This is a genomic window from Mycoplana rhizolycopersici (assembly GCF_013378445.1).
Lineage (GTDB): Bacteria > Pseudomonadota > Alphaproteobacteria > Rhizobiales > Rhizobiaceae > Mycoplana > Mycoplana rhizolycopersici.
Map to the genome: position 1 here is coordinate 1 of NZ_JABXYK010000001.1, position 25,987 is coordinate 25,987.

Below are 25,987 nucleotides of genomic sequence, written 5' to 3' on the forward strand. Positions count from 1 at the left end.
CCTGTCGGCTTCAATGTGCCCGCATCTCCTAGAAGAACCTTAGAGCGAGTTCGTCGGTCGCCAGCAGCGCCGCCGCCCTCGTTGGTGAGGCGGTTTCTACGGCCCAACACAAAACAAGTCAACAGCCCAAATGACAGTTTTTTGAAATTTTTCCCCAAACCAAATCCAAAACCCCGGTTTTCCAGAATTCCAACACCCCAAAATTCTCAAACAGGACCAAAACAACCCGAAACACACGACTATGCCTTCAATTATTCACATTGGCACCGTCATGAGCGGAGCGGGCACGCGCGCGGAAGCGATTCAGGGCTGTATATCCCGGCGCCGATTTGACTTGGCCCTGCAACACGTACATCTTCTGGCCGCTGCCACGGCGACGCAACGACACGGGACAAACGCGATCGGCATGACGACGACCGACAGGAACATGATCCGCACGCTCGGCGACGAGCCGCCCCTGCTGGCGGATGGCCGGCGCGCCCCGGACCGGCGCGAGATTTCGCTACGCTGGCTCTCGGGTACGTTCCTTACCGGCATCACCTCTTCCATACTGATGGGGGTCGCGCTCTTTGCAGCCCTCGACGGCCGCCAGCAACTGGCGATTCCCGCCGAGGCCTATGCGGCGCTGGAACCGCAGGACCACGTCCCCCATGCCGAAAGTGCCGCCAAGCGTGGCCAGCGCATTCTCGATCCCACCATGGTCGCCAAGCCCGCCGACAAGAAGATCATGGACGTCTCGACCATGATCCATGACGGCGAGAAGGAAGTCGTCCGGCGCAAGCCCTTCGCCCATGTGACGATGGCGCTGGCGGCAAGCAGCCCGTCTGTGGAAGACTATCCGCCGTTCGATCCCCTCGCGATATTCTCCGACGGCGGACGTGACGAGCAGCCGGTTGCCCGTACCGGTACGATCTACGGTTCCGACGTCGAATCCGAAGTCGCCCTGAAGAGCGGGGAGTTCCCTTCCGGCGGATCCGCACTTGCCTTCTCCGACCAGATGTCCGTGGACGAAGTCGAAGAGAACGTGCGTACCAACGGTTCGGCGCTCACCGACGGCAGCACGCAGATCGCTTCCCTCTATTATGTCGACCCGCAGCGCTTTGCCTCCGATGCCGGCGACCTCGACCTTTTGCAGGGGCTGACGGCGCGCGTCGTCGAGGAGAACATGAGCGTCTCCGATTTCGATACGCGCACGGACGACGACCCCGAATATGCCGAGGACGTCATTCCGGTCCGGCGGGCGCAGGACATCGTCGCGCTGATGACCGCTTCCGGTTACAGCAAGGCGCAGGCGGTGGACCTGTCGCGCTATTTCGAAGGCGTGCTGGGCGGCGCCGAGCTTGCGCAGGGCGACGTGCTGCGCATCTGCGTCATCCAGAAGGGCAAGCAGGCCGACATCGTGCGGGCGTCGGTCTACTCCGGCGGCAGGCACGTCACGACTGTAGCACTTGACGACAAGGGACGTTTCATTCCGGGCGCGGAGCCGCCCCCGCTTTCGGCGGTAGCGACCGCCTTCGACGGCGACAGTCGCCCGGTGATCGCCAGCGGCCGCGACCTGCCGCGCGTCTACGACGGCATCTATCGCGCGGCGCTGTCCTACGGCATGAGCCAGGGCATGACAGCACAGCTGATCCGGATCCTGGCCAGCAACGTGGATTTCCAGGCGCAGTTGCGGCCGAACGATACGCTGGAAGCCTTCTTCTCCGTCGCCGACGACACCGGGATCGCGACGGAGGATTCGGAACTGCTCTTCATCGATGCCCGCTTCGGCGACAGCGAGACGCGGGTCTATCGTTTCCAGGATCCTGAAGACGGCGCGATCGACTACTATGACGAGGACGGCAAGAGCATTCGCCAGTTCCTCCTGCGCAATCCGGTACCGAACGGCAAGTTCCGTTCAGGATTCGGCATGCGCCGTCACCCGATCCTCGGCTTTTCCCGTATGCACACCGGCGTGGACTGGTCGGCACCGCGCGGCACGCCGATCATCGCAGCCGGCAACGGCACCGTGGAAAAGGCGGGCTGGGACTCCGGTGGCTACGGCAACCAGACCCTGATCCGCCACGCCAACGGCTATGTGTCGTCCTACAACCACCAGAGCGCGATCGCCAAGGGCGTCAAGGTCGGAGGCAAGGTTCGGCAGGGCCAGGTCATCGGATGGGTCGGGACCACCGGCCTTTCGACCGGTCCGCATCTTCACTACGAGATGATCGTCAACGGCAACAAGGTCGACCCGCTGAAAATTCGACTGCCGGGCGGCAAGTCGCTCGACGGTGAAGCGCTGGCGCAGTTTCAGGTCGAACGCAAGCGCATCGACGACCTCCTCGGCCGCACGGCGGATGACGCCGAAGTCGCAGCCAAGTAAACGCTTCCGGACGCGCAGGCCCTTTGTTGTTTGAATGAAAAGGCGCGCGGATCCGCTCCGCGCGCCATATTTTTTCCATATCGTGCCGACGGCCTCAGGCCGCCTTGCTTTTGCTGCCCGCCGTGTGGAAGAGCAGCCGGTCGGACCCGGAAGTGACCTTCACCGTCGAGCCGTCCGGAATCTCGTCCGAGAGGATCTTCTCGGCCAGCGGATCCTGCAGGTACTTCTGGATCGCCCGCTTCAGCGGCCGTGCGCCGTAGACGGGATCGTAGCCCTTGTCGGCCAGCCAGTGGGTGGCGTCCTCGTCCAGCTCCAGCGTGATCTTGCGCTCGGCAAGCAACTGCCGGACACGACCGAGCTGGATATCGACGATTGCCCCCATTTCCTGCCGCCGCAGGCGGTGGAACAGGATGATCTCGTCGACACGGTTGAGGAACTCCGGACGGAAATGCCCGCGCACCACCGCCATGACCTCGTCGCGAACCTTCTCGCTGTCATCGTTCTCTCCGAGCTGGACCAGATATTCGGCCCCGAGGTTCGACGTCATGATGATCAGCGTATTGCGGAAGTCGACCGTGCGGCCCTGGCCGTCGGTCAGGCGGCCATCATCGAGCACCTGCAGCAGCACGTTAAAGACGTCCGGATGGGCCTTCTCGATCTCGTCGAACAGGACGACCTGGTAGGGCCGGCGGCGGATCGCCTCGGTCAGCGAACCGCCCTCCTCGTAACCGACATAGCCGGGAGGTGCGCCGATCAGCCGGGCCACGGAGTGCTTCTCCATGTATTCGGACATGTCCATGCGCACGATCGCCGTCTCGTCGTCGAAGAGGAATCGCGCGAGTGCCTTGGTCAGCTCGGTCTTGCCGACGCCGGTCGGGCCGAGGAAGATGAACGAGCCGATCGGCCGGTGCGGATCCTGCAGGCCGGCACGCGCACGGCGAACGGCACGCGATACCGCCTGCACGGCATCGCCCTGGCCGACAACCGACCTGCCGAGCTCGTCTTCCATCCGCAGCAGCTTGTCACGCTCGCCTTCCAGCATCTTGTCGACCGGGATTCCGGTCCAGCGGGACACCACATGCGCGATGTTGTCGGCAGTGACGACCTCCTGCACCATCGGATCGAGGTCGCCCTTGTCCTGCGCCTCGGCATCTTCCAGCTCCTTCTCGAGCTGCGGAATGACGCCATAGGTCAATTCACCGGCACGCTGGAACTCGCCCCTACGCTGAACCATCGCCAGTTCGTTGCGGGCCTCGTCGAGCTTCTTCTTCAGGTCGGCGGCGTGGCCGAGCTTGCTCTTCTCAGCCTGCCAGCGCGCGGTCAATGCGGCGGCCTGCTCTTCCAGGGCGGTCAGGTCGACCTCGAGCTTTTCCAGCCGGTCCTGCGAGGACCGGTCGGTCTCCTTCTTGAGCGCCTCGCGCTCGATCTTCAGCTGAATGATCCGCCGATCGAGCTCGTCGAGTTCCTCCGGCTTGGAATCCACCTGCATACGGAGGCGGGCCGCCGCTTCGTCCATCAGGTCGATCGCCTTGTCTGGCAGGAACCGGTCGGTGATGTAGCGGTTGGAGAGGGTCGCAGCCGCAACCAGGGCGGAATCGGAAATCCGCACCTTGTGATGCTGCTCATATTTCTCCTTCAGGCCGCGCAGGATCGAGATCGTATCCTCGACGGTCGGCTCCTCGATGAAGACGGGCTGGAAGCGCCGTGCGAGCGCCGGATCCTTCTCGACATGCTTGCGGTACTCGTCGAGCGTGGTCGCGCCAACGCAGTGCAGCTCGCCGCGGGCAAGCGCCGGCTTCAGGAGGTTGGACGCGTCCATCGCGCCGTCCGCCTTGCCGGCACCGACGAGCGTGTGCATCTCGTCGATGAACAGGATGATCTCGCCGTTCTCCGACTGAACCTCGTTGAGCACGGCTTTTAGCCGTTCCTCGAACTCACCGCGATATTTCGCGCCCGCGATCAACGCGCCCATGTCGAGCGCCATCAGCCGCTTGTCCTTCAGGCTCTCCGGCACGTCGCCGTTGACGATACGCAGCGCCAGCCCTTCGGCGATCGCGGTCTTGCCGACGCCGGGCTCGCCGATCAGTACGGGATTGTTCTTGGTGCGGCGGGACAGGACCTGGATGGCACGACGGATTTCATCGTCGCGGCCGATCACCGGATCGAGCTTGCCCTCACGCGCATCCGCTGTCAGGTCGCGCGCGTACTTCTTCAGCGCGTCGAAGCCCTGTTCGGCATTGGCGGTATCGGCGGTGCGGCCCTTACGCAGGTCATTGATGACCTGGTTGAGAGCCTGCGGGGAAAGTCCAGCCTTGGCGAGGATGTCGGCGGTGGCTGCCGACTTCTCGATCGCCAGCGCCAGAAGCAGGCGCTCCACGGTGACGAAGCTGTCGCCCGCCTTCTTGGCCGCATCCTCGGCGGTTGCGAAAACGCGTGCAAGCGGTTGCGCAAGCGAGAGCGAACCGTTGCCGCCGCTCACTTTGGGAAGCTTGGCAATCGCTGCTTCCGTCGCCCGCAGTGCCTCCTTGGCATCGCCACCGGCGCGCGCGATCAGCGACGCTGCCATGCCCTGCTCGTCGTCGAGCAGAACTTTCAGGATGTGCTCAGGTGTGAATTGCGGATTGCCATCGGCGAGCGCCTTGGTCTGTGCGGACTGCAAAAACCCGCGAACGCGCTCTGAGTATTTATCGATATTCATATGACGACCTCCATGTCTCGACCGGCCCGCTCAGGCACCGGTCGGCGATTCAGGATCAGGCTCCCGTTCTCGGCAAACCTGTCAATTGCGAGATTGCATGGCATTGAAGCATGTCAACTGCACACGGAATATGGGGAGGCGGCAACCGAATTAAAGGGAGGCGCCCGCCTCCGCCGCAGACTTTTTGCCAGGCCGGCAGGCCCAACCTCGAAGCAGAGGAAAGACAAAAGAAAAGCCGCCCCCAACACAGCGTTGCAGGCGGCCGTTTCAATCGGGCCAGTCGTCCGCCGAATACCGGCGGCGCGATGGAAATTCACTCGGAAGCCGCTGGCTCCAGCACCGGGCCTTCGCCCGAATCCGTCGCTTCTTCCCCAGCCTTCTGGGCTTCGGTGCGACGCGGGCGCCTTTGACGGGGGGCGCTGCGGCGGCGCGAAGGCTGAGGCGCCGATGCCTCTTCTTCAAGCGACACCTCTGCCGGCGTGCCTTCGATGACCGGCTGCGGGCCGGTGCCGTCGATTACGGGCTCGGCAACCGCGACGGGCTCGGGCGCAGCCGCTGCGGCCGGTAGCGGCGCGGATGCAGGCACGGCAGGTGCAGCAACGGGTGCATCATCCGCAGCGAAATCATCGTCCTCGCGGTCAAAGCCGTCCCGATCGTTGAAGTCCTGGCGATCGTCGCGCTGATGGCGCTCCTGCATCTGCTGCTGGGCAGACAGGATGATACGATTATAGTGCTCGGCGTGCTGAAGATAGTTCTCCGCAATCACCCGGTCGCCGGAACTCTGGGCATCGCGGGCCAACGCTGCGTATTTCTCCGCAATCGTCTGAGCCGTGCCCCTGATCTTCACGTCCGGACCGGAGCTGTCGTAGGTCCGGGTCAGGGGATTGCCGCCGCCCTTGCGGAAATTGCTGTTGTTGTTGTTGTTGTTATTGTTGTTGTTACGCCCGCGGCCGCGCTTGTTTTGCTGTCCTGGCCTCATATTTCACTCACCTGAACTCTGGTCTTGATGATCGTGTATTTACACCGCCCGGCCGCACAAGCAGACCCGGACAAATTTCGTCGGAGAACACACCACGCCCTTCGGTGGTCCTGTCGCCGCTGAACGTCAAATTGACAGGTACCTGCACAGAGCAGCTTCTAACCCCAGCAACTCTTCTTTGAGAGGAAGCTTCGCGTCGGTCATTGCAGAGCGAATCTGTTTCCCATGACCTTGCCCTGTGCGTAGGGGCAACCTATCCCGCTTCACCGCTGATTCCAAGCCTTTTCTTTGCGACCCTTCTGCGTTGGCAGCGGAATTTGTGCACTTGCGGCCCTTGTCGTAGCCTACATACCGGCAAAAATGAGAACACGGTCGTTTCCACCGAGGTCGCTTGCCGCCTCCACGAGGCGAAAACCCTTTGCCAGCATCAGTTCGGTCACCGCTTGGCGCTGGTCGAAACCGATCTCCAGGCCTACCACGCCGCCGGGCGCCAGATGCGCATGTGCCCCATTGGCGATGGCGCGGTAGGCATCGAGCCCGTCGCCGCCACCGTCCAATGCCCGCCTGGGATCGAAACGCTTCACCTCATCGGCCAGTTCATCGACCACGGCGGAGCGAATATAGGGCGGGTTGGAAACGATAATGTCGTATCGACCGCTCACGGCGGTGAACCAGTCGCTCCTCAGAGCTTCGAACCGATCCGACAGATCATTAAGCTGGGCATTCGCCCGCGCCGTTTCAAGGGCGCCTTCCGAAATATCGGTTCCCGTACCCACCGCGCCGGACACGGCTTCGACCAGCGCCAGGCAGATCGCCCCGGTACCCGTGCCAAGATCGAGGATGCGGCAACTTCCCTTCGCCGCGACGATCCGCTCCGCCACAGGAATGAGCCGCTCGACCAGGATTTCGGTATCCGGCCTGGGCTCGAGCGTCTCGGGTGACAGCGAAAGCATCAGCCCGAAGAACGGCCGCCGCCCGAGGATCCGGAAAACGGGTTCCCGGCCAAGCCTGCGGGCAATTGCAGCGGCGACGATCCCCTGCTGCGCCTCGTCGATCACCCGCGCTCCGCCGGAGATCATCGCAGCCGGCTCGAGGCCAAGAAGGCCGCCGACAAGCAGGCGGGCCTCGCGTGCCGCATCCGCAATTCCGCCATCGGCGAGCCGACGCCGCGCTTGGGCCAGGACGTCGGATAGAAGCGCGCCGGGCACGCCTCAGCCCCGCTGTTCGGAAAGCTGCGCCAACTGGCCGGCCTGATAGTCCGCCAGCAACGCATCGACCACTTCGTCGATCTCGCCTTCCATCATCCGGTCGAGCTTGTAGAGCGTCAGGTTGATGCGGTGATCGGTGACGCGACCCTGCGGGAAATTGTAGGTGCGGATGCGCTCCGAGCGGTCGCCGGACCCCACCTGGCTCTTGCGGTCGGCCGAGCGTTCACTCTCCGCCCGCTGACGCTCCATGTCGTAGAGCCGCGACCGCAGCACCTGCATGGCCTTTGCGCGGTTCTGGTGCTGCGATTTCTCGGAACTTGTTACGACGAGGCCGGTCGGCAGATGGGTTATGCGCACAGCGGAGTCGGTCGTGTTGACGTGCTGGCCGCCAGCACCCGACGAGCGCATGGTGTCGATGCGAATGTCTTCCGGGCGGATTTCGATGTCGATATCCTCGGCCTCCGGAAGCACCGCAACGGTCGCAGCCGACGTGTGGATGCGTCCGCTCGCTTCCGTCTCGGGCACGCGCTGGACGCGATGCACGCCGGATTCGAATTTCATCTTGGCGAACACCCCGCGCCCCGAGATTGTGGCGATGATCTCCTTGTAGCCACCCGCCTCGCCCTCGCTGGCAGAGAGCACTTCCACCTTCCAGCCGTTCGCAGCGGCGAAACGTTCGTACATACGAAAGAGATCGCCGGCAAAAAGTGCCGCCTCGGAGCCGCCGGTGCCAGCGCGGATTTCCACGATCGCACTCTTTTCGTCGGCCGCATCCTTGGGCAGGAGAAGGATCTGCATGTCCTGCTCCAGCTTCTCGATCCGCTCCTTCAGGTCGGGCAACTCCAATTCGGCAAGGTCGCGCATCTCGCGGTCGGTGCCCTTGTCGGCGAGCATCGCCTCCAGATCGGCAATCTCGCTGCCGGCCTTCTCGTACTCGCGGATCTTCGTCACGACCGGCTGCAGTTCCGAATACTCCGATGCCAGTTTGACATACGTATCGGAATCCGGCCCCGCAGACATGCGCGCTTCGATCTCGCCGAAGCGCCGCTCCAGTTCCCGCATTTTTTCGACCGGAAGCTTCGCCACCGTAGAACTCCAGATTTCCGCCGCGCACGCCAGAAAACCGGATCGGGTGTTTCATGACAGCGCGGATGTTGATGATCGGGCGATTGAGGCCGGCTGACAAGTTGGCCGATCGCGATGGGTGCCGCTAAAGCGGAATTCCGTTCTCGGCGGCAAAGTCCGTCAGGATCTGCCGTACCGAACGAACCGGCCGGGTGTCGTTCAAAGCCTCTTCCATCACGACGCCCAGCTTGTCGGCTTCGAGGCTGAGCAGCATGGCCTTGACCGGCCCGAGTGCCGTCGCGGACATGGAAACCGAGCGGAAGCCGAGACCCAGCAGCGCCATCGCCGAAATCGGCTTGCCGGCCATCTCGCCACAAAGGGTGACGGGCGTTGCATGGCGCTCGCCGGCCCGGACGATATCGCGCAAGACGCGAAGGAACGGCCGGCCGAGAATGTCGAAGCGGTCGGACACGCGCGCGTTTCCCCGGTCCACCGCCATGGTGAACTGGAACAGGTCGTTCGAGCCGACGGATACGAAGTCCACTTCCGTCATGAGTTCGTCCAGCTGCCAGAGCAGCGCCGGCACTTCCAGCATCGCACCGAACTGCAGCTTCTTCGGCAGTTGTTCGCCGATCTTCGACTGCCGCTCGATTTCCTTCTGCAGGAGCCCGCGCACCTCCCGAAGTTCGGCAACCTCCGTCACCATCGGCACCATCAGCCGCAGTTCGCCACCGGCGGCGGCACGAAGCATCGCCCGCAGTTGCGTCCGCAAAAGCCCGGGCCGATCGAGCGAGAGGCGCACGGCCCGCCATCCGAGCGCCGGGTTTTCCTCGTCCGTGCCGCGGAAGTAGGGCACCACCTTGTCGCCGCCGATGTCGAGCGTGCGAAAGGTCACCGGCCGTCCAGCCGCTTGCTTCAGGACGCTGCGGTAGAAGCCTTCCTGCTCCTCCGCCTTCGGCATGGTAGAGGCGATCATGAACTGCAGCTCGGTACGGAACAGGCCGATGCCCAGCGCCCCCGATTCGGCGAGATGCGGCAGATCCACCAGAAGTCCGGCATTCATCTGCAGGTTGATCTGCTTTCCGTCCTTGGTCACCGGATCGACTGCGACGAGCGCACGGTACTGGGCCTGCCGCCGGGCGCGCAGCCGCACCTTCTCCTCGTAGGATCGCTGCAGGTCCTGGACCGGGCGCAGGTGAACCTTCGCCTCGTCGCCGTCGATGATGACGGCGTCGCCATTTTCCGCCAGCGCCACCGCGCCGGCAGCCTGCCCGACGACCGGGATACCCATGGCGCGCGCCACGATGACGACGTGGCTCGTGACGGCCCCCTCCTCCAGCACAAGACCGCGGACGTTTTCCCGCGGATAGTCGAGCAATTCGGCAGCACCCATGGCACGGGCAACGACGATCGCGTCGCCGGGGAAGCTTGCGGCTGAAAGCTTGGCGCCATAGCCCGTCAGCTGGCGCAGCAGCCTGTTGGCAAGGTCGTCGAAATCGTGCATGCGCTCGCGCAGATAGGGGTCCGTCAGGCGGATCATCCGCGCCTTGGTCTCGCTCTGCACCCGTTCGACGGCGGCCTCCGCCGTCAGGCCGTTGCGGATCGCTTCTTCCAGCTTGCGTACCCAGCCGCGGTCATGGGCGAACATGCGGTAGGTCTCCAGCACCTCGCGATGCTCGCCCTCCACCGGCACGTCGCGGCGCGACAACATGTCGTCGATCGAGATGCGCAAGGACCCGAGCGCTTCCGCCAGACGGCCCAGCTCGTGTTCCGAATCCTCGTTGAGAAGGTTCGTGACGACGATGCGCGGCTCGTGCAGCACGACGTAGCCGAGCCCGATTCCTTCGCAGAAACCGGCGCCGTCGATCGATACCGGACGCGACAGGTCCAGTTCGAGGCCGGGCTTGGTCAGTTTCTTCAGCTCGCCCGTTGCCACCATTTCGGCGATGACCATCGCAGTGGTCTCAAGCGCCTCCAGCTCATCTTCGCGATAGGTCCGGCTCGCCTTGTTCTGCACGACGAGAACGCCGAGCGCGCGCCCGGTCCTGAGGATCGGCACACCGAGAAAGGAGTGATAGATCTCCTCACCGGTCTCTGGAAGATAGCGGAAAGCGGGATGCGATTGCGCATCCGAGAGGTTCAGCGGCTGCGCCGAAGCTGCGATCGTGCCAACGAGGCCTTGCCCCATTTTCAGCTGCGCAAGGTGCACGGCGCCGGGATTGAGGCCCTCGGTGGCGTAGAGTTCGAGAACACCGTCCGAGCGAAGCACATAGACGGAGCATACTTCCGCGACCATGTTCTGTGCGATCTGGCGCACGATCTGGTCCAGGCGCTCCTGTGGCTCGAGCGGCTCCGCCATCAATTCGCGCAGCCGCTTGAGAAGGACGCGCGGACCCGCGGAGAGATCTCTCATCGCGTGGCGTCTCCCGAAAATGAACCCACCCGTAAAGCCGTCGGGAATCTGCCCGACGAATCCGGTCGATTACTTCTTATCGAGACCGTAGACGGAATGCAAAGTCCGTACTGCGAGTTCCGCGTAGGGGCCGTCGATCAGGATGGAAATCTTGATTTCCGAGGTGGTGATGGCCTTGATGTTGATGCCCTTGTCGGCCAGCGCCCGGAAGGCCGAGGCGGCCACACCTGCGTGGCTGCGCATGCCGATGCCGATGACGGAGACCTTGACCAGGCCCGTCTCGTGCTGGATCACGTCGAAACCGACCTTCTCCTTCGCCGCTTCCAGAACCTTGAGCGACTTCTCGACGTCGCCGGAGGGGACGGTGAAGGTCATGTCGGTCTTCGAACCGTCCTCGGAAATATTCTGGACGATCATGTCCACATTAATGTGGGCCTCGGCCAGCGGGCCGAAGATCGCAGCCGAAACACCCGGGCGGTCGGCGACGCGCCGGAGCGAAATCTGCGCTTCATCCTTGGCATAGGCGATGCCGGTTACGACTTCCTGTTCCACGATCTCTTCCTCATCACAAATCAGCGTACCGGGCGGGTTCAGAAGATCGCCCATGCCCGGCGCATCGGGATCCTCGAAGGACGAGCGCACGAAGGTGCGCACCTTGTGCACCATGGCGAGCTCGACCGAGCGCACCTGCAGAACCTTGGCGCCCAGCGACGCCATTTCCAGCATTTCCTCGAAGGCGATCTTCTTCAGGCGGCGCGCCTTGGGCTCGATGCGCGGGTCGGTCGTGTAGACGCCGTCTACGTCGGTATAGATATCGCAACGGTCTGCCTTCACCGCTGCCGCAATCGCCACCGCAGACGTATCCGAACCGCCGCGGCCGAGCGTGGCGACGCGGTTGTCCGGGCCGATTCCCTGGAAGCCGGCAACGACGGCGACCTGGCCCTCGCCCATGCGGCGGATGATCTCGTCCCCGTTGATGTCGAGGATCCGCGCCGCACCGTGCGCGTTGTCCGTCTTGATCGGGATCTGCCAGCCCTGCCAGGAGCGGGCGTTGATACCCATTGACTGCAAAGCGATGGCCAGAAGGCCGGAAGTGACCTGCTCGCCGGAGGCGACGATCGTGTCGTATTCGCGCGCGTCGTAGAAGGGCGAGCTTGCGCCCGTCGCCTTCGGCATGCCATGCACCCAGCCGACGAGTTCGTTGGTCTTGCCCGACATCGCCGAAACGACGACGGCCACTTCGTGACCCGCATCGACCTCGCGTTTGACGTGGCGCGCGACATTGTGAATGCGGTCCAGGTCAGCGACGGAAGTTCCGCCGAATTTCATCACGATGCGTGCCATATCTGTCTACCGGTACTGGTGGGTCGCGCAGACGCGCGGAAAGTCGCGGCGTCTCTTAACCGAAGAGGGGGCGGGGCGCAATGGCGGGTTTGTTGGCGGTCGGCCAAGCTGCGGTACGCTCAGCCGTACCGGCGCGCCCACTCGGCGACAGGTTGCCCGCGATACACTGGCTTTTCCTTGCAGCTCTGCGGGCGATCGGGCCGCCCTTGCCCATCCAGACCGGCATCCGCAAGAAGGCGTCTGTCCCCGCGCACGATCAGCACCGACACGAAGTGCCGCATGGCCGCATCGTTGCGCGCCCGCTGCAGCCGATCCTCAAATCTGTCGAGGCATGACTTCCACGTCCATCGCCACTTGCTCACACGCGCCTCCCCATCAGGAAGCTCGATGGTTCCCCTGCGATAGACATTCCACAAACGAATAGTTATGATGCAGCCATCAGAAAAACAGATGGCGCCGCAAACATGTCGCTGCCGCTTGAAAGCGAACTTCTTCGGGCCTTCCTGATCATAGCGGACACGGGGAACGTCACGCGCTCCGCCGCCATGCTCGGCCGCACCCAGTCCGCAATCAGCATGCAGGTCAAGCGGCTGGAGGAAGCCGTCGGCGCACCGCTGTTCGAGCGCGGGCCGCGCGGCGTGACCTTGTCCGCGGAAGGGCGGCGTCTCGTTCCCTATGCACAGCGCATCGTCGGCCTGATCGACGAGACAGCGTCCGCCATGCGGTCCAAGCCTCTGGACGGACCGGTCCGTGTCGGCATCCCGGAGGAGTATACGCAGACGGTGCTGCCGCGGGCGCTGGCGGCTTTTGCCGAGTGCCATCCCGCCACCGAGGTCACCGTGCTTTGCGGACACTCGGCACAGCAGGCCAAGGCGCTGGAGAACGACGAGCTTGACCTCGCCGTCGTCTTCGACTGGCGCGGCACCCAGAGCGGCGACGTGCTTTGCGTCGACCCCACCGTCTGGGTGACGTCGCGCGCCCACGAACTGCACCTGTTACGGCCGGTGCCGATCGCGGTTTATCGAAACTCCGACTGGTTTCGCGATTTCGCGCTCCGTTCGTTGCAGCAGCATACGATTCCCTATCGCGAGGCGTTCAGCTGCGACACCTGCAGCGGGCTTGCAACGGCCGTGACGGCGGGGCTCGCCATCGCTCCCCTGGCCCGCAGCAATATCCCGCCCGCCGCGCGGGAACTTACCCGCGACGACGGTTTCCCGCCGGTGGATTCGTCACGCGTGGTGCTGAAACTCAATCCGCATCGGTCGAGTGCTGCTATCACCAGCATGATGGAGGTCATCCGGGCAGCCTTCCAGCCGAGCGCCCTGGGATAACAGGCAGCCGTCATTCTTCGCCACAGCGGGCGAGAGGTTGCATCGGTCGGCGGAACGACGGAAGATTGCCTCGACGCGTGGGCGAGCCGAACGAACCGGAACTCGTGCCGACGCGGATGGGACGAGCCGAATGGAGACGCATCCATGTCCGACGATTTCCACGCCTTCATCCAGAAACGTAAGGAAGTTGCCCGCGCCTACATCAATGGCGATGCCGGCCCGCTAGAGGCGATCGCCGCCGCAACGTCGCCCGCAAGCTTCTTCCACCCACGGGGAACGGTGGTGGAAGGGGCAGACGAGGTACTCGCCCGTTACGTGGACGATGCCGCCTCCTTCGATCCCGGCGGCGAGAGCGACATCGAGATCATCCACATGGGCCACGACGGCAAATTCGGCTATTGGGTCGGCTACCAGAATGCCACCGCACGCCTGAAGGGCCTCCCCGACCCCGTACCGATGCGCCTTCGCGTCACCGAAATCTTCCGCCGTTCTAACGGCCGATGGCAACTGGTGCACCGGCACGCTGATCTTGCCGACAAGGCTTGAAAATGTTCTTCACCAAATCCGGACCAACGACACGCGGCAGAACCACGCAGCCCCGTCCTGGGCAATGCGAATGTCGGCGGCGGACTTGACTTCAACGCCCAACCGTCCGACTTCAGGAGCGGAAGGAAAAGGAGCCGCCATGAGCGAGACTGCGCGCACGACCATCGACCAGGCCGAAGTGGACCGTTTCTCGGCCATGGCTGCGGAATGGTGGGATCCGAACGGAAAATTCCGTCCGCTGCACAAGTTCAATCCGGTTCGCCTTGCCTACATCCGCGATGCAGCCTCGGCGCACTTTGGCCGGGATCCGAAAGCCCATCTTCCGCTCGAAGGCCTGCGTGTGCTCGACATCGGCTGCGGCGGTGGCCTGCTGTCCGAACCGATGGCGCGCATGGGTGCCATCGTCGTCGGTGCCGACGCTTCGGAGAAGAATATCGGTATTGCCAAGACCCATGCGGCCGGCAGCGGTGTCGAGGTGGACTATCGCGCGGTGACAGCCGAGGCTTTGGCCGAAGCCGGCGAGAGCTTCGATATCGTCTTGAACATGGAAGTGGTCGAACACGTCGCCGATGTGGACTTCTTCCTTACCACCTGCGCCTCCATGGTGCGCCCGGACGGCATGATGTTCGTCGCCACCATCAACCGCACCCTCAAGGCGGCAGCCCTGGCGATTTTCGCCGCGGAGAACGTGCTGCGCTGGCTGCCTAAGGGCACCCACCAGTATGAAAAGCTGGTGCGCCCCGAGGAGATCGAAAAGCCGCTCCAGGCCGCAGGCCTGTCGGTGACCGATCGTACCGGCGTCTTCTTCAATCCGCTTTCCAACCAGTGGAACCTGTCCAAGGACATGGACGTCAACTACATGCTGGTCGCACGCCGCGCAAAGGCCTGAGCTCGGCGCGGGCCGGCTGAACCGTTGCCATCGCCATCTCAGGGTTTCAGGGAGTGGACGTGCGCCAGCAGGTCAGCCTGATCACGTGCATTGGCCTCGGCGAGTTGCCGCACACGGCCACGGTCGATGACGACAGCCCCACCGGACGGGTCGAACGCAGCCTTGAATGTGAAGGCGACGGGACTGGGACCCTTGTCGTGCAGATGCTCCAGCCGTGCGACCCCATCGGCCCATTTTGGCCGCGTGCCCGCGTCGACCCACCACAACACCAGCGGCGGCCAGCTTTGCTTGCGGTTCCAGTGGCGCGCATGCTTCAGCGCGTCGGCATGGACGCCATTGTAGGAGAATGCCATCAGCGATTCCAGGTCGTGCCAGAGCGACAGGGACGACGGCCCGCTATCGAAGCCGCTCGCCGCGATGAAGCGCGGGAAAACCTGCTCGCCCCAGCTTTCCGGCCCCTCGACACCGGCATATCCGGAGCGGCCGACAAAGCCTTTGGCCTTCTGCGCCGCCGCGAAATTGGCCGCCTCCCGCAGGCGAAAGCCTTGCACGGCCGGACTCTCGTATTCGTCCACATGCAGCCCGAAATTATACATCGCGAGATGATGGCTCGGCGCGGGACGATGAGGCGCCATCGCTAGTTCTTATCGTCAGGCAGGACCGGAAGCGGGGCGATCTCCACCCCCTCCTCGATCAGCGACCGCGCTTCCTCGGCCGTGGCACGCCCGATCAGTCCACGCTGCTCGCTTTCGCCATAGTGGATCTTGCGCGCCTCTTCCGGGAAGCGGTCGCCGACATCTTCCGCGTTCGCCTTGATCGTCGCAACGATCTCGCGCAGCTTGTCCATCGCCTGCTGGTCGTGCGCAGTCATGACGGCATGCCGCCGCTCTTCCTTCTTGCGTGCAGTCGAGACCGAAGGCGCCATCAGCCGCTTGCTGACGCGCGGCGAACCACACGACGGACAACTGACGAGCCCGCGCTCCTGCTGGCGGCCGAAATCTTCCGAGGAGCCGAACCAGCCCTCGAATTCGTGGGCATTGTCGCAGATGAGGTCGTAGCGAATCACGCGGCAACGCCTCCTGTTCCGGACTGTGCGATCTCCTCGACCGAAAAGGCCCGCCCGTTCCGGAGGTTCGGTATCCGGTCGCGCGCTGCCTTGACGGCACCGATATCCGCTTCGGCAATGACGATAGCCTCGCCGGTTCCGCCGGCCGATGCGACCACCCTGCCCCACGGATCGATGATAATGGAATGGCCAAACGTCTCGCGGCCGTCCTGGTGAACGCCCGCCTGTGCCGCCGCGATGATGTAGACGCCGTTCTCGATTGCACGCGCCCGCAGCAGCGTTTCCCAGTGCGCCTCACCCGTCTGCCGCGTGAAGGCGGCGGGGACGGAAATGATCTGTGCGCCCGCCTTCGCCTCGGCCTTGAACAGTTCCGGGAACCGCACGTCGTAACAGATGGTAAAACCGAGCTTGGCGAAGGGGAGGTCCGCGACCTTGGCGACATTGCCCGGGCTGTAAACCGCGCTCTCGCGCCAGCTTTCGCCGTTGTCCAGATCGACGTCGAACATATGGATCTTGTCGTAAGAGCAGATCCGTTGCCCGTCCGGTGCAAACAGGAAGCCGCGGTTTGCGACCTTGCCGTCCGAAAGCGCGATTGCGGTCGAGCCGACATGAAGATGGATGCCGAGTTCGCCCGCCAGCTCTGCCGCCTTGCGCACGATCAGGTCGTCGTCCTCCGCCCGGAGGACGGCTTTCAGCCCGGCCCTGTCCTTCTGGACCGCCCCAGTCATTTCCGGTGTCTGGACATATATCGCGCCCTGGGCGACGGCCTCTCGAACGAGGCGCTCCATCGACCGGGCATTCGCCTCCGGATCGATACCGGAGCACATCTGGACGGCGGCGATTCTCACGGACATCGTCTCTCTATCCCTCACGCCGCCAGCAGCGGGTCCAGCTTGCCGGCACGCTCGAGCTCATGCAGGTCGTCGCAACCGCCGACATGCTCGCCGTCGATGAAGATCTGCGGGAACGTGCTTTTGCCGTTCGCGCGCTGGATCATTTCCTGGCGAAGCTCCGGTGCATTGGTAGCGTCGAACTCGGTAAAGGCGACGCCCTTCGTCTCCAGCAGCTTCTTCGCGGCGCTGCAATATCCGCAAAACTGCCGCGTATAAATGTCGACCGAAGCCATTACAGCATTCTCCATAAGCGATTGGCGGGTTCCTTTATCCTTCATATATGGTCCGAAAGAGCCCTTGCAAAGGTCAAAACGCGGACCTCGCCCGCCCCACCGCGTATCAGGGCCCGCGTCGCCGCGGCAACCGTCGCGCCCGTCGTATAGACATCGTCGACAAGAAGGATCCGCTTGCCGGCCAGCTCGACCCTGTCCTTTTCCGCAACTGCGAACGCGCCTTGCACATTCTCCCGCCGTGCGTTTGCGCTGAGGCCGATCTGCTGCCGGGTCCGCCGCTTGCGCTGAAGCAGGCCTGCGGCGAGGGGCTTGCCGGTCTGGCACGCGATCGCCCGCGCGAGCTCGGCGGCCTGATTGAACTTGCGCGCCAGCAGGCGATAGCGATGCAGGGGTACCGGAACGACGGCATCGCAGTCCGCGATCAGACCGTCCGAAGCCCGCACCATCCACTGCGCCATCATCGGCGCCAGATCGGTGCGGTCGCGATATTTCAGGCCGTGCACCAGATTGCGGGCGAGCCCGTCATGCACGACCGCCGAGCGCAGACGCGTAAACGGCGGCGGATCTGCGATGGCGTCGGCGCACAGGATGCCGGGGCCGAGGTCGTGCGCGAAAGGAAGGCCGAGCACCTCGCAATAGGGCCGCTCGATGAACCTTAGCGAGGACCAGCACCGCGCGCAGATGCCGGCGTGGCGCCCCAGGATCACCTGGCAGCCCGGGCAGCAAGGCGGATAGACGAAATCGAGCGCTCCCCGCGCCGCCTCGCGCATGCGGCCCAGCATGGCCTTTCGAAAATTGCCGGGATCGGTTTGCCTCACGCGGTTGACATTCCTATCTCCATACCGCCTTTGCAGGCGAGACACGCCCCTCAGCGCATCGAACGAATGGAATGTTCCTTGGAAGCGATCTTCGATCAAGCCCTGGTTGAAAAGAACCGTCTTCGCACGCTCAGATCGGAGACGCCGCCGGCGGATTTCCTGCTGAAGATCGCCGCAGAGGAGCTGGCCGAACGGCTGGCCGTTGTCGAACGCCAGTTCGAAACGGCGGCAGAAATTCACGGCTATACCGGCCTTGCCGCGCGCGCGCTCCTTGCGACGGGCAAGATCGGAAAGGTCACCCGCATCGAGACCCATGCCGCGTTTGCGGCCCCGGGGGACGCCTTCGCCACAGCGCCGCTGGAACAGCTGCCGCTGGAGCCGGCGTCGATCAATCTGGCCGTATCGCCGCTTTCACTGCACCTGACCAACGACACGCCCGGCATGTTCGTCCAGATCCGCCGCGCGCTGAAGCCGGACGGCCTCTTTCTCGCCGCCGTCCCGGGCGCAGACACGCTGCAGGAACTTCGCGACGTGCTGCTGCAGACGGAGGTCGAGATGACGGGCGGAGCCAGCCCGCGCGTCATCCCCTTCGCCGACATCCGCGACATAGGAGCCCTTCTGCAACGCGCCGGCTTCGCCCTGCCGGTGACGGACAAGGAGACGTATACCGTCCGCTACGATTCGCTGTTTGAGCTGATGCGCGACCTGCGCGCCATGGGCATGGCAAACCCGCTCACGGCCCGCAGCCGCAAACCGCTGGGGCGCTCGTTCTTCCTGCGGGCAGCGGAACTTTATGCGCAACGCTATTCCGATCCGGACGGCCGCGTGCGCGCCAACTTCTCGATCATCTACCTGTCGGGATGGGCACCGCACGAGAGCCAGCAAAAGCCGCTGAAGCCCGGTTCGGCAAAGACGCGCCTCGCCGACGCGCTCAAGGCGAAGACGCTCGACTGACCGTTTGCTGTGAAGTGTCGTTCCTCGAGATCAGCCCACATTCACGATGGCATCGCGGATCGTGATGAACACGTTCATAAGCTGGTCGCGGAAGGCGCTGAGGCCACCAAGAAGACCGATGGATATGAGTGCCGCCAGCAAGCCGTATTCCACGGCCGTTGCCCCGCTACGATCCTTCATCAGAGCTTTCAGCACACGCATTACGACCTCGCTCGTTGTACTCTGACGTCCCGGCGCGCACGCCGTGGATGGTGAATGCTACGCCCGTCTCAGCAGCCGTTTTCGCCGACGATGCAGATGGCACCAGGCATTTCCTGCAACACGCTCCGGCGAACCGTGTAGCGCTTGCCTTCGCTGCGCTGGGGGACCGACCCGGTCGACATCATGTCGAAGTTTTCCGGAGACTGTGCCAGCATGCGCGTGTTCGTCCGCGAGGAAAGAACAGGCGCCAGTACAAGCGCCAGTGCGATCGCCGCCGTGCCGAACAGAAGCGCAAGATTGAGCACGCCGATGCGGCCGTTGCCGGGAACCGACGTAAGATCCTTGTCCTGTACCGCTTTCCAGAATTCGTCGTCGCGCATTGTCTTGTCTCTCGATGGGACATCCTACCAGCGCTGCATCCGGGATGCTTGCGCCTGCTCAAATGCCTTGCCTGCCGCGCGCAAAATCAGGGCAGCACGCGCCAGCGGGGTCATTTTAGGAGCAAGGGAATAAACGTTCGATTAACGAACGGCCGAAAAGGCGCCGAAGTGATCCAAAATCACAACAGGTCCATCAGATAGGGGATCAGCGGCTCGTCGGCCGGCGGCATCGGATAGTCGCGCAGCATTTTCGGCTTGACCCATTTCACCGCCTGCCCCTCGCGGCCATGCGCGGTTCCCTCGAACCGGCGACAGACATACAGCGGCATCAGGAGATGAAAATCATCGTAGCTGTGGCTTGCGAAGGTCAACGGCGCCAGGCAGGCGACCTTCGTGGTCACGCCGAGTTCTTCCTGCAGTTCGCGGATCAGCGTCTCCTCGGGCGTCTCACCGGGCTCCACCTTGCCGCCGGGAAATTCCCATAATCCGGCAAGCGACTTGCCCTCCGGTCGTTGTGCCAGAAGGATGCGCCCGTCGGCATCGATCAGCGCACAGGCGGCGACGAGGAGGATCCGGCGCGAGCTTGTCTCGGTCATCATGCCACCGGACCGCGATAGATGTAGCGGTAGACTTCGCTGAAACCGGCCTTCCGATAGAGCGCGCCCGCCGGCTCGTTGTCGAGTTCGGCCTGCACCCACACGCGCTTGGCGCCGCGCAACCTTGCCCAGCGCATCGACGAATGCAGGATCGCCGTACCGGTGCCGCGTCCACGCGACTGCGGGGCGACGGCCAGTTGCAAGATACCCGCGAGATCGTTGTCGTGGATAGCGAGCGACACCGCCGTGGGACCCGAATCCGGATCCTCGAAGATGAACAGCCCCGCCTCCGGAATGATCGCGTTGATGATCTCGGTCAGTCCCGGCTTCAGTGTCGGGTCGTCGCCGGACACGCGAATGCGCGCATCGACGAACCGGCCGACGTCGCGGCTTGGAAGATGCTCCAGCCCATCGGGATCCATGCTTAAAGGCTCCGAAAGATCCGCGACCATCACCGCCGTCTCGCCCACGCGGCCCCAGCCCTCGTGGTCCATCAGTTCGACGAGGGCCGGCGGCGTCAGCGGCGTCTGCCGCACGAGCAATGGGCGACCGTAATCAGCAAAGCGCTTGGCGGCCTTCTCGAGCCGCACCGCCATGTCGCGGACGTCGGAGGGGTCGAGCGGATTGACGGAGTTCAGCCGCTTGGAAGGATGGCCGGCATTCAGCCGGATCAGCCAGCTCCCGTCATACTGGGTGGAAGCTGCCGGCCAGGCGCGGAAGCCGACCGCTTCAAGCCGGCGAACGCTTGCCAGATCGGCCATGGCATTCTTCTCCCTGAAGCGAAGGATGGCGGTATCGGTCACAGTCATTGCATCCCGATCTTCAGCTGCGGTAGTCGCCATTGATTTCGACGTATTCCTTGGTGAGGTCACAGGTCCAGACCGTCGCCTTGCCCGAACCGAGGCCGATATCGACGCGGACGGCTATGTCCTCTTCCTTCATCACGGCGGAAGCCGCGGCCTCCGAATAGTCGGGATCACGCTCGCCGTTCACGGCCACGCGGACGTCGCCGAACCAGATCGCCAGGCGGTCGCGGTCAGCCATCTCGCCGGATTTGCCGACCGCCATCACGATACGGCCCCAGTTGGCGTCCTCGCCGGCGACGGCCGTCTTGACGAGCGGCGAATTGGCGATGGAGAGCGCGATGCGCTTGGCGGCAGTGTCGCTCTCCGCACCCTCGACGGTGATTGCCACCATCTTGCGGGCGCCTTCGCCGTCCCGCACGACCTGCAGCGCAAGGTCCTTCAAAAGGTCGTTCAGCGCCGCCTTGAAATCGGCCAGCGCCGGATCGGAGGGACCGGAGACGGGTTTCTGCCCATCCGCCCTGGCCGCGCCCGTCGCAAAGAGCATCAGCGTGTCGGATGTGGAAGTGTCGCTGTCCACCGTCACCGAGTTGAACGTCGGCTCGACGCCTTCCGACAGCAGCGCCTGCAGTGTTGCGGCCGGAAGATCGGCATCGGTGACGACAAACGAAAGCATGGTCGCCATGTCGGGCGCGATCATGCCTGCTCCCTTGGCGATACCGTTGATTCGGACGGTCACTTCACCGATCCGGGCGGCGCGCGTAGCGACCTTCGGATAGGTGTCGGTGGTCATGATCGCCTTGGCTGCCTCGAACCAGAAGTCGTCGGTCGCCGATACGGCAAGCCCATCGAGCACGCCGGAAAACTTGGTCGCATCCAGCGGCTCGCCGATGACCCCGGTGGAAGCGAGGAAAACCTCGCTTTCGCTGCAGCCAACCGCGCTGGCGGCAGCAGCCGCAGTCATCGCCGTCGATTCGCGTCCCTTTTTGCCGGTGAACGCGTTCGCGTTGCCGGAATTGACCACGACCGCACGCGCCCTGCCCGCCGGAAGATTGGCCCGGCAGAAATCCACCGGCGCCGACGGGCACTTGGAACGCGTGAACACGCCGGCGACCGAGGCCGGCTCGTCGAACACCATCATCAGGACATCGGTGCGTCCCATATACTTGATGCCGGCGGCGGCGGTCGCCATGCGCACGCCGCGGACGGGCAGCATCTCGGCATAGGATTTGGGAGCGAGCGGAGAGATGGAACCGGACATGAGACTTCCCGTAAGCAATGGAAGACCCGCCACGAGGGCGGGTCATTGGCAGGACTACTTGTTCTCTTCGGCGGGCTGGGTCTCTGCCGCCGGCTGAGGATTGTTGATCTCGTCGTAGGCCTTCTTCAGGGCCGGGTCTTCGATTTCCACGCTCGAAGCAGCCTTGGCAGCGTCGAGAAGCGCGACGTACTTGTCACGCATCAGAAGCTGGCGGACCTGCGGCTCGACCTGCTCCAGCGTCGGGGGCGCCTGCTTGCGCTTGTCCTCGACGAGAATGACGTGGTAGCCGAACTGCGTCTTGACCGGCTCCTTGGTATAGGCGCCCTTTTCGAGTGCGAACGCCGCCACCTCGAATTCCGGCACCATCCGGCCCTTGGTGAAATAGCCGAGATCGCCGCCCTCGGCGGCCGCATCGGTCGACTTTTCCTTGGCGAGCTCGGCAAAGTCCTTGCCGCCGTCCAGTGCCGCGATGACGTCCTTGGCTTCCTGCTCGGTCTTGACCAGGATATGGCGCGCCTTCACTTCTTCCTGCGGCTCGATCGCTGCGATTTCCTTTTCGTAACGCGCCTTCACCTCTTCCGGGGTGATGGCATCGACGACGTGCTTCTTGAAGTAGGCGTTGTGCAGTTCGCGCTCCGTCAGGAAGGCAACGCGCTGCTTGAACTGCTCGTCGTTCTCAAGGCCTTCCTTGGTGGCGCCGGCTGCAAGCACCTTCACGTCGATGATTGCGGAGAGCGCGGCGACCTTCTTCTGCTCCGGCGGCAGGTTTGCCAGCTGCGGATCGAGGCCTGCGGTCGCGAGGTCGATTTCGGACTGGCGGACTTCGACGCCGCCGACCTTCGCCACGACCGGATCAGTGGCGTCCTGTGCCGAGGCCGCGCCATGAGCCGCCGCGATCGCAATCAGCGCAACGGCTGCGAGCTTGTTATATTTGAACATTCTCATAAACCTTTCAGGGTCCACCAATCTCGGATCGAAATCGGCTCTCAATCGGTTCAACAGCACCGGAATGTGGCGGTTGTGTAACCGAATGCGCCGTTGACATCATTCGACCCCCCTCTTATCTGTCACGCAATCCTGCGTCCAGAACGTTTCCGGGCGTTTCAAGTGGTTTGCACGCACCATCGTCGGCCCAACGAAGCGCCTTCGACAGAGAAGAAAGGACCATCCCGATGGTCAGCCTCGGCGGCCTCGCCCGCAAACTGTTCGGCTCGTCCAACGAGCGCCGTGTCCGTTCCTACAAGGACAGAGTCAACGCAATCAACGCTCTCGAAGCCGAAACCAAGGCTTTGTCGGACGAGCAGCTCGCCGCAAAGACCGTCGAGTTCCGCAAGCAGCTCGCAGACGGCAAGACGCTGGACGATCTTTTGATCCCCGCCTTCGCGGTGGTGCGCGAGGCGGCGATCCGCGTGCTCGGCCTTCGCCCCTTCGACGTGCAGCTGATCGGCGGCATGATCCTGCACGAGAAGTCCATCGCCGAAATGAAGACCGGTGAAGGCAAGACGCTTGTCGCGACACTGCCGGTGTATCTCAACGCCCTTGCCGGCAAGGGCGTCCACGTCGTCACCGTCAACGACTACCTGGCGACCCGCGATGCGGGCCTGATGGGCAAGATCTACGGCTTCCTCGGCCTGACGACCGGCGTGATCGTACACGGCCTCGACGACGACCAGCGTCGGGCCGCCTATGGCTGCGACATCACCTACGCGACGAACAACGAACTCGGATTTGACTACCTGCGCGACAACATGAAGTACGATCGCGCCCAGATGGTCCAGCGCGGCCACTTCTACGCGATCGTCGACGAAGTCGACTCGATCCTCGTCGACGAAGCCCGCACGCCGCTGATCATCTCCGGCCCGCTCGACGACCGTTCCGATCTCTACATTACCATCGACGCCTTCATCCCGATGCTGTCGGAAGAGGACTACGAGATCGACGAGAAGCAGCGCTCGGCGAACTTCTCCGAAGTCGGCACCGAGAAGCTGGAAGGCCTGCTTCGCACCGCCGGCCTGCTGAAGGGCGAGTCGCTCTACGACGTCGAGAACGTCGCGATCGTCCACCACATCAACAACGCGCTGAAGGCCCACAAGCTCTTCACGCGTGACAAGGACTACATCGTCCGCAACGACGAGATCGTCATCATCGACGAGTTCACCGGGCGCATGATGCCGGGCCGCCGCTATTCGGAAGGCCAGCACCAGGCGTTGGAAGCCAAGGAAAAGGTGCAGATCCAGCCGGAGAACCAGACGCTGGCCTCCATCACCTTCCAGAACTACTTCCGCATGTACGAGAAGCTGGGCGGCATGACCGGCACGGCTTCGACGGAAGCCGAAGAGTTCGGCAACATCTACGGCCTCGAAGTGGTCGAAGTCCCGACCAACCTGCCGATCAAGCGCAAGGACGAGGACGACGAGGTCTACCGGACCGTCGAGGAGAAGTACAAGGCGATTATCGAGGAGATCAAGGACGCGCAGAAGCGCGGCCAGCCGATCCTCGTCGGCACGACCTCGATCGAGAAGTCGGAATACCTCGCCGAGCGGCTGAAGATGTCGGGCGTGAAGGACTTCCAGGTCCTCAACGCCCGCTATCACGAGCAGGAAGCCTATATCGTCAGCCAGGCGGGCGTGCCCGGCGCCGTCACGATCGCCACGAACATGGCCGGCCGCGGCACCGACATCCAGCTCGGCGGCAACGTCGAAATGCGGCTGGAGCGCGAGCTCGCCGACATGGAGGCAGGCCCCGAGCGCGATGCGAAGAAGCAGGCGATCGTCGAAGAGATCAAGCAGCTGAAGGAACAGGCGCTCGCTGCCGGCGGCCTCTACGTGCTGGCTACCGAGCGTCACGAAAGCCGCCGCATCGACAACCAGCTGCGCGGCCGCTCCGGCCGCCAGGGCGACCCCGGCCGTTCGAAGTTCTACCTGTCGCTGCAAGATGATCTGATGCGCATTTTCGGTTCCGACCGCATGGACGGAATGCTGCAGAAGCTTGGCCTGAAGGAAGGCGAGGCGATCGTCCATCCCTGGATCAACAAGGCACTGGAACGTGCACAGAAGAAGGTCGAGGCGCGTAACTTCGACATCCGCAAGAACCTTCTGAAGTACGACGACGTTCTGAACGACCAGCGCAAGGTGATCTTCGAGCAGCGGCTCGAGCTGATGGATGCCGAGAGCATCGCCGAGATCGTCGAGGACATGCGCCACGAGGTGATCGAAAACCTCGTCAAGCTGCATATCCCCGCAAACGCCTATGCCGAGCAGTGGGATGTCGCCGGCCTGAAGAACGGCGTTGGCCAGTATCTCAATCTCGACCTGCCTGTCGAACAGTGGGCTGCCGAGGAAGGCATCGACGAGGCCGACATCCTCAAGCGCGTCATGGAAGCCGCCGACCAGGCCGCTGCCGAGCGTGCCGAGCGCTTCGGCCCCCAGATCATGGCCTATGTCGAAAAGTCGGTCGTGCTGCAGACAATCGACCACCTCTGGCGCGAGCACATCGTCAACCTCGACCACCTGCGCTCGGTCATCGGCTTCCGCGGCTACGCCCAGCGCGACCCGTTGCAGGAGTACAAGGGCGAGGCGTTCGAGCTCTTCCAGGCGCTTCTGGCCAACCTGCGCCAGACCGTCACCGCGCAACTGATGCGTGTCGAACTGGTCCGCGAGGCCGCAGAGGCCCCCGCCCCGGCACTTCCGGAAATGGAAGGCCATCATATCGACGGCTCGACCGGCGAGGACGATTTCAACGAGGGCGGCTTCCTTGCTGTCGGCGTCGACCCGCAGGATCGCGACCCGCAGAACCCCACGACCTGGGGCAAGGTGGCCCGCAACGAGCCGTGCCCCTGCGGTTCGGGCAAGAAGTACAAGCACTGCCACGGCGCCTTCGAACAGGTCTGAGGCGTCCCGCTTGATTGAAAGTTTCGATGCCGCCTTCGGGCGGCATCATTGTTT

At 63.6% G+C, this 25,987-nt stretch carries 24 protein-coding genes; 6 read left to right on the plus strand and 18 right to left on the minus strand.

The genetic code is table 11. The annotated features are described in order from the left end of the window. The first annotated feature begins 427 nt into the window (after nt 1-427). The gene (locus HV823_RS00005) at nt 428-2,365 is read left to right on the plus strand and encodes a M23 family metallopeptidase (RefSeq protein WP_176948159.1); all 1,938 of its coding nucleotides are present in this window, start codon (nt 428-430) and stop codon (nt 2,363-2,365) included. Between the two features lie 94 nt (nt 2,366-2,459). On the opposite strand, the gene clpB is transcribed toward HV823_RS00005, so the two are convergent. The 7 genes from clpB to HV823_RS00040 form a co-directional block, all read right to left on the minus strand. After that, nucleotides 2,460-5,063, minus strand: a complete 2,604-nt coding sequence (gene clpB, locus HV823_RS00010; RefSeq protein WP_176947704.1) for an ATP-dependent chaperone ClpB — start codon at nt 5,061-5,063, stop codon at nt 2,460-2,462. A gap of 313 nt (nt 5,064-5,376) precedes the next feature. Further along, on the minus strand, nt 5,377-6,042 hold the full coding sequence (locus tag HV823_RS00015) for a DUF4167 domain-containing protein (protein WP_176947705.1): 666 nt from the start codon (nt 6,040-6,042) through the stop codon (nt 5,377-5,379). Nucleotides 6,043-6,386: 344 nt separating this feature from the next. Then, the gene (gene prmC / locus HV823_RS00020; protein WP_176947706.1) at nt 6,387-7,250 is read right to left on the minus strand and encodes a peptide chain release factor N(5)-glutamine methyltransferase; all 864 of its coding nucleotides are present in this window, start codon (nt 7,248-7,250) and stop codon (nt 6,387-6,389) included. A 3-nt stretch (nt 7,251-7,253) separates the two neighbouring features. Beyond that, nucleotides 7,254-8,336, minus strand: coding sequence for a peptide chain release factor 1 (prfA, locus tag HV823_RS00025; protein ID WP_176947707.1), 1,083 nt, complete (start codon nt 8,334-8,336; stop codon nt 7,254-7,256). A 124-nt stretch (nt 8,337-8,460) separates the two neighbouring features. Beyond that, nucleotides 8,461-10,728: a phosphoenolpyruvate--protein phosphotransferase gene (gene ptsP, locus HV823_RS00030; protein ID WP_176947708.1), complete on the minus strand. Its 2,268-nt coding sequence runs from the start codon at nt 10,726-10,728 to the stop codon at nt 8,461-8,463. A 69-nt stretch (nt 10,729-10,797) separates the two neighbouring features. Beyond that, on the minus strand, nt 10,798-12,072 hold the full coding sequence (locus HV823_RS00035; RefSeq protein ID WP_176947709.1) for an aspartate kinase: 1,275 nt from the start codon (nt 12,070-12,072) through the stop codon (nt 10,798-10,800). A gap of 119 nt (nt 12,073-12,191) precedes the next feature. Continuing rightward, complete coding sequence (locus HV823_RS00040; protein WP_176947710.1) at nt 12,192-12,434, minus strand: hypothetical protein; 243 nt, start codon at nt 12,432-12,434, stop codon at nt 12,192-12,194. 102 nt (nt 12,435-12,536) lie between these two features. Here HV823_RS00040 and HV823_RS00045 point away from each other — a divergent pair, with 102 nt between their 5' ends. From HV823_RS00045 to ubiG, 3 genes are all read left to right on the plus strand, one after another. Continuing rightward, nucleotides 12,537-13,403 (plus strand): LysR family transcriptional regulator, encoded by an 867-nt coding sequence (locus tag HV823_RS00045; RefSeq protein WP_176947711.1) that lies wholly within the window; start codon nt 12,537-12,539, stop codon nt 13,401-13,403. 144 nt (nt 13,404-13,547) lie between these two features. Beyond that, nucleotides 13,548-13,949, plus strand: a complete 402-nt coding sequence (locus HV823_RS00050) for a YybH family protein (protein ID WP_176947712.1) — start codon at nt 13,548-13,550, stop codon at nt 13,947-13,949. A 139-nt stretch (nt 13,950-14,088) separates the two neighbouring features. Beyond that, nucleotides 14,089-14,838 carry a bifunctional 2-polyprenyl-6-hydroxyphenol methylase/3-demethylubiquinol 3-O-methyltransferase UbiG gene (gene ubiG / locus HV823_RS00055; protein WP_176947713.1) on the plus strand — a complete coding sequence of 250 codons (750 nt, stop codon included), beginning with the start codon at nt 14,089-14,091 and terminating at the stop codon, nt 14,836-14,838. 38 nt (nt 14,839-14,876) lie between these two features. Here ubiG and HV823_RS00060 read toward each other — a convergent pair whose 3' ends face one another. The 5 genes from HV823_RS00060 to HV823_RS00080 are packed head-to-tail and all read right to left on the minus strand — an operon-like array spanning nt 14,877 to nt 17,812. Then, nucleotides 14,877-15,473, minus strand: a complete 597-nt coding sequence (locus tag HV823_RS00060; RefSeq protein ID WP_246300582.1) for a DUF3291 domain-containing protein — start codon at nt 15,471-15,473, stop codon at nt 14,877-14,879. Between the two features lie 2 nt (nt 15,474-15,475). After that, nucleotides 15,476-15,904 carry a DUF1178 family protein gene (locus HV823_RS00065; RefSeq protein WP_176947714.1) on the minus strand — a complete coding sequence of 143 codons (429 nt, stop codon included), beginning with the start codon at nt 15,902-15,904 and terminating at the stop codon, nt 15,476-15,478. Then, nucleotides 15,901-16,758: a carbon-nitrogen hydrolase family protein gene (locus tag HV823_RS00070; RefSeq protein WP_176947715.1), complete on the minus strand. Its 858-nt coding sequence runs from the start codon at nt 16,756-16,758 to the stop codon at nt 15,901-15,903. The genes HV823_RS00065 and HV823_RS00070 overlap by 4 nt, the downstream gene beginning before the upstream one ends. 14 nt (nt 16,759-16,772) lie before the next feature. Continuing rightward, entirely contained in the window at nt 16,773-17,030 is a 258-nt protein-coding gene (gene grxC / locus HV823_RS00075) for a glutaredoxin 3 (RefSeq protein WP_176947716.1), read from the minus strand. A gap of 41 nt (nt 17,031-17,071) precedes the next feature. Further along, nucleotides 17,072-17,812, minus strand: a complete 741-nt coding sequence (locus HV823_RS00080) for a ComF family protein (RefSeq protein ID WP_176948161.1) — start codon at nt 17,810-17,812, stop codon at nt 17,072-17,074. Between the two features lie 114 nt (nt 17,813-17,926). Here HV823_RS00080 and HV823_RS00085 point away from each other — a divergent pair, with 114 nt between their 5' ends. Then, nucleotides 17,927-18,802 (plus strand): methyltransferase domain-containing protein, encoded by an 876-nt coding sequence (locus HV823_RS00085; protein WP_176947717.1) that lies wholly within the window; start codon nt 17,927-17,929, stop codon nt 18,800-18,802. Nucleotides 18,803-18,832: 30 nt separating this feature from the next. Here HV823_RS00085 and HV823_RS00090 read toward each other — a convergent pair whose 3' ends face one another. The 6 genes from HV823_RS00090 to HV823_RS00115 all read right to left on the minus strand — a co-directional run bounded on the left by HV823_RS00090 (nt 18,833) and on the right by HV823_RS00115 (nt 22,982). Beyond that, complete coding sequence (locus HV823_RS00090; RefSeq protein WP_176947718.1) at nt 18,833-19,003, minus strand: Flp family type IVb pilin; 171 nt, start codon at nt 19,001-19,003, stop codon at nt 18,833-18,835. A gap of 68 nt (nt 19,004-19,071) precedes the next feature. Continuing rightward, entirely contained in the window at nt 19,072-19,383 is a 312-nt protein-coding gene (locus tag HV823_RS00095; protein ID WP_176947719.1) for a hypothetical protein, read from the minus strand. 179 nt (nt 19,384-19,562) lie between these two features. Then, nucleotides 19,563-19,979 (minus strand): 8-oxo-dGTP diphosphatase MutT, encoded by a 417-nt coding sequence (gene mutT / locus HV823_RS00100; protein WP_176947720.1) that lies wholly within the window; start codon nt 19,977-19,979, stop codon nt 19,563-19,565. Next, nucleotides 19,979-20,788 carry a GNAT family N-acetyltransferase gene (locus HV823_RS00105; protein WP_246300583.1) on the minus strand — a complete coding sequence of 270 codons (810 nt, stop codon included), beginning with the start codon at nt 20,786-20,788 and terminating at the stop codon, nt 19,979-19,981. The genes mutT and HV823_RS00105 overlap by 1 nt, the downstream gene beginning before the upstream one ends. 13 nt (nt 20,789-20,801) lie before the next feature. Continuing rightward, nucleotides 20,802-22,043 carry a bifunctional glutamate N-acetyltransferase/amino-acid acetyltransferase ArgJ gene (argJ, locus tag HV823_RS00110; RefSeq protein ID WP_176947721.1) on the minus strand — a complete coding sequence of 414 codons (1,242 nt, stop codon included), beginning with the start codon at nt 22,041-22,043 and terminating at the stop codon, nt 20,802-20,804. Nucleotides 22,044-22,097: 54 nt separating this feature from the next. After that, nucleotides 22,098-22,982, minus strand: coding sequence for a peptidylprolyl isomerase (locus HV823_RS00115; protein WP_176947722.1), 885 nt, complete (start codon nt 22,980-22,982; stop codon nt 22,098-22,100). 233 nt (nt 22,983-23,215) lie between these two features. Here HV823_RS00115 and secA point away from each other — a divergent pair, with 233 nt between their 5' ends. Further along, nucleotides 23,216-25,933 carry a preprotein translocase subunit SecA gene (gene secA / locus HV823_RS00120; protein ID WP_176947723.1) on the plus strand — a complete coding sequence of 906 codons (2,718 nt, stop codon included), beginning with the start codon at nt 23,216-23,218 and terminating at the stop codon, nt 25,931-25,933. Nucleotides 25,934-25,987 lie beyond the last annotated feature (54 nt).

What these genes read in the sequence shown, in the direction of transcription:
- HV823_RS00005 (WP_176948159.1), top strand. Translation starts at nt 428, where the DNA reads ATGATCCGCACGCTCGGCGACGAGCCGCCCCTGCTGGCGGATGGCCGG.
- clpB (WP_176947704.1), bottom strand. Translation starts at nt 5,063, where the DNA reads ATGAATATCGATAAATACTCAGAGCGCGTTCGCGGGTTTTTGCAGTCC.
- HV823_RS00015 (WP_176947705.1), bottom strand. Translation starts at nt 6,042, where the DNA reads ATGAGGCCAGGACAGCAAAACAAGCGCGGCCGCGGGCGTAACAACAAC.
- ptsP (WP_176947708.1), bottom strand. Translation starts at nt 10,728, where the DNA reads ATGAGAGATCTCTCCGCGGGTCCGCGCGTCCTTCTCAAGCGGCTGCGC.
- HV823_RS00035 (WP_176947709.1), bottom strand. Translation starts at nt 12,072, where the DNA reads ATGGCACGCATCGTGATGAAATTCGGCGGAACTTCCGTCGCTGACCTG.
- HV823_RS00045 (WP_176947711.1), top strand. Translation starts at nt 12,537, where the DNA reads ATGTCGCTGCCGCTTGAAAGCGAACTTCTTCGGGCCTTCCTGATCATA.
- HV823_RS00050 (WP_176947712.1), top strand. Translation starts at nt 13,548, where the DNA reads ATGTCCGACGATTTCCACGCCTTCATCCAGAAACGTAAGGAAGTTGCC.
- ubiG (WP_176947713.1), top strand. Translation starts at nt 14,089, where the DNA reads ATGAGCGAGACTGCGCGCACGACCATCGACCAGGCCGAAGTGGACCGT.
- HV823_RS00060 (WP_246300582.1), bottom strand. Translation starts at nt 15,473, where the DNA reads ATGGCGCCTCATCGTCCCGCGCCGAGCCATCATCTCGCGATGTATAAT.
- HV823_RS00070 (WP_176947715.1), bottom strand. Translation starts at nt 16,758, where the DNA reads ATGTCCGTGAGAATCGCCGCCGTCCAGATGTGCTCCGGTATCGATCCG.
- grxC (WP_176947716.1), bottom strand. Translation starts at nt 17,030, where the DNA reads ATGGCTTCGGTCGACATTTATACGCGGCAGTTTTGCGGATATTGCAGC.
- HV823_RS00080 (WP_176948161.1), bottom strand. Translation starts at nt 17,812, where the DNA reads ATGCTGGGCCGCATGCGCGAGGCGGCGCGGGGAGCGCTCGATTTCGTC.
- HV823_RS00090 (WP_176947718.1), bottom strand. Translation starts at nt 19,003, where the DNA reads ATGCGTGTGCTGAAAGCTCTGATGAAGGATCGTAGCGGGGCAACGGCC.
- HV823_RS00095 (WP_176947719.1), bottom strand. Translation starts at nt 19,383, where the DNA reads ATGCGCGACGACGAATTCTGGAAAGCGGTACAGGACAAGGATCTTACG.
- mutT (WP_176947720.1), bottom strand. Translation starts at nt 19,979, where the DNA reads ATGACCGAGACAAGCTCGCGCCGGATCCTCCTCGTCGCCGCCTGTGCG.
- HV823_RS00105 (WP_246300583.1), bottom strand. Translation starts at nt 20,788, where the DNA reads ATGACTGTGACCGATACCGCCATCCTTCGCTTCAGGGAGAAGAATGCC.
- argJ (WP_176947721.1), bottom strand. Translation starts at nt 22,043, where the DNA reads ATGTCCGGTTCCATCTCTCCGCTCGCTCCCAAATCCTATGCCGAGATG.
- HV823_RS00115 (WP_176947722.1), bottom strand. Translation starts at nt 22,982, where the DNA reads ATGTTCAAATATAACAAGCTCGCAGCCGTTGCGCTGATTGCGATCGCG.
- secA (WP_176947723.1), top strand. Translation starts at nt 23,216, where the DNA reads ATGGTCAGCCTCGGCGGCCTCGCCCGCAAACTGTTCGGCTCGTCCAAC.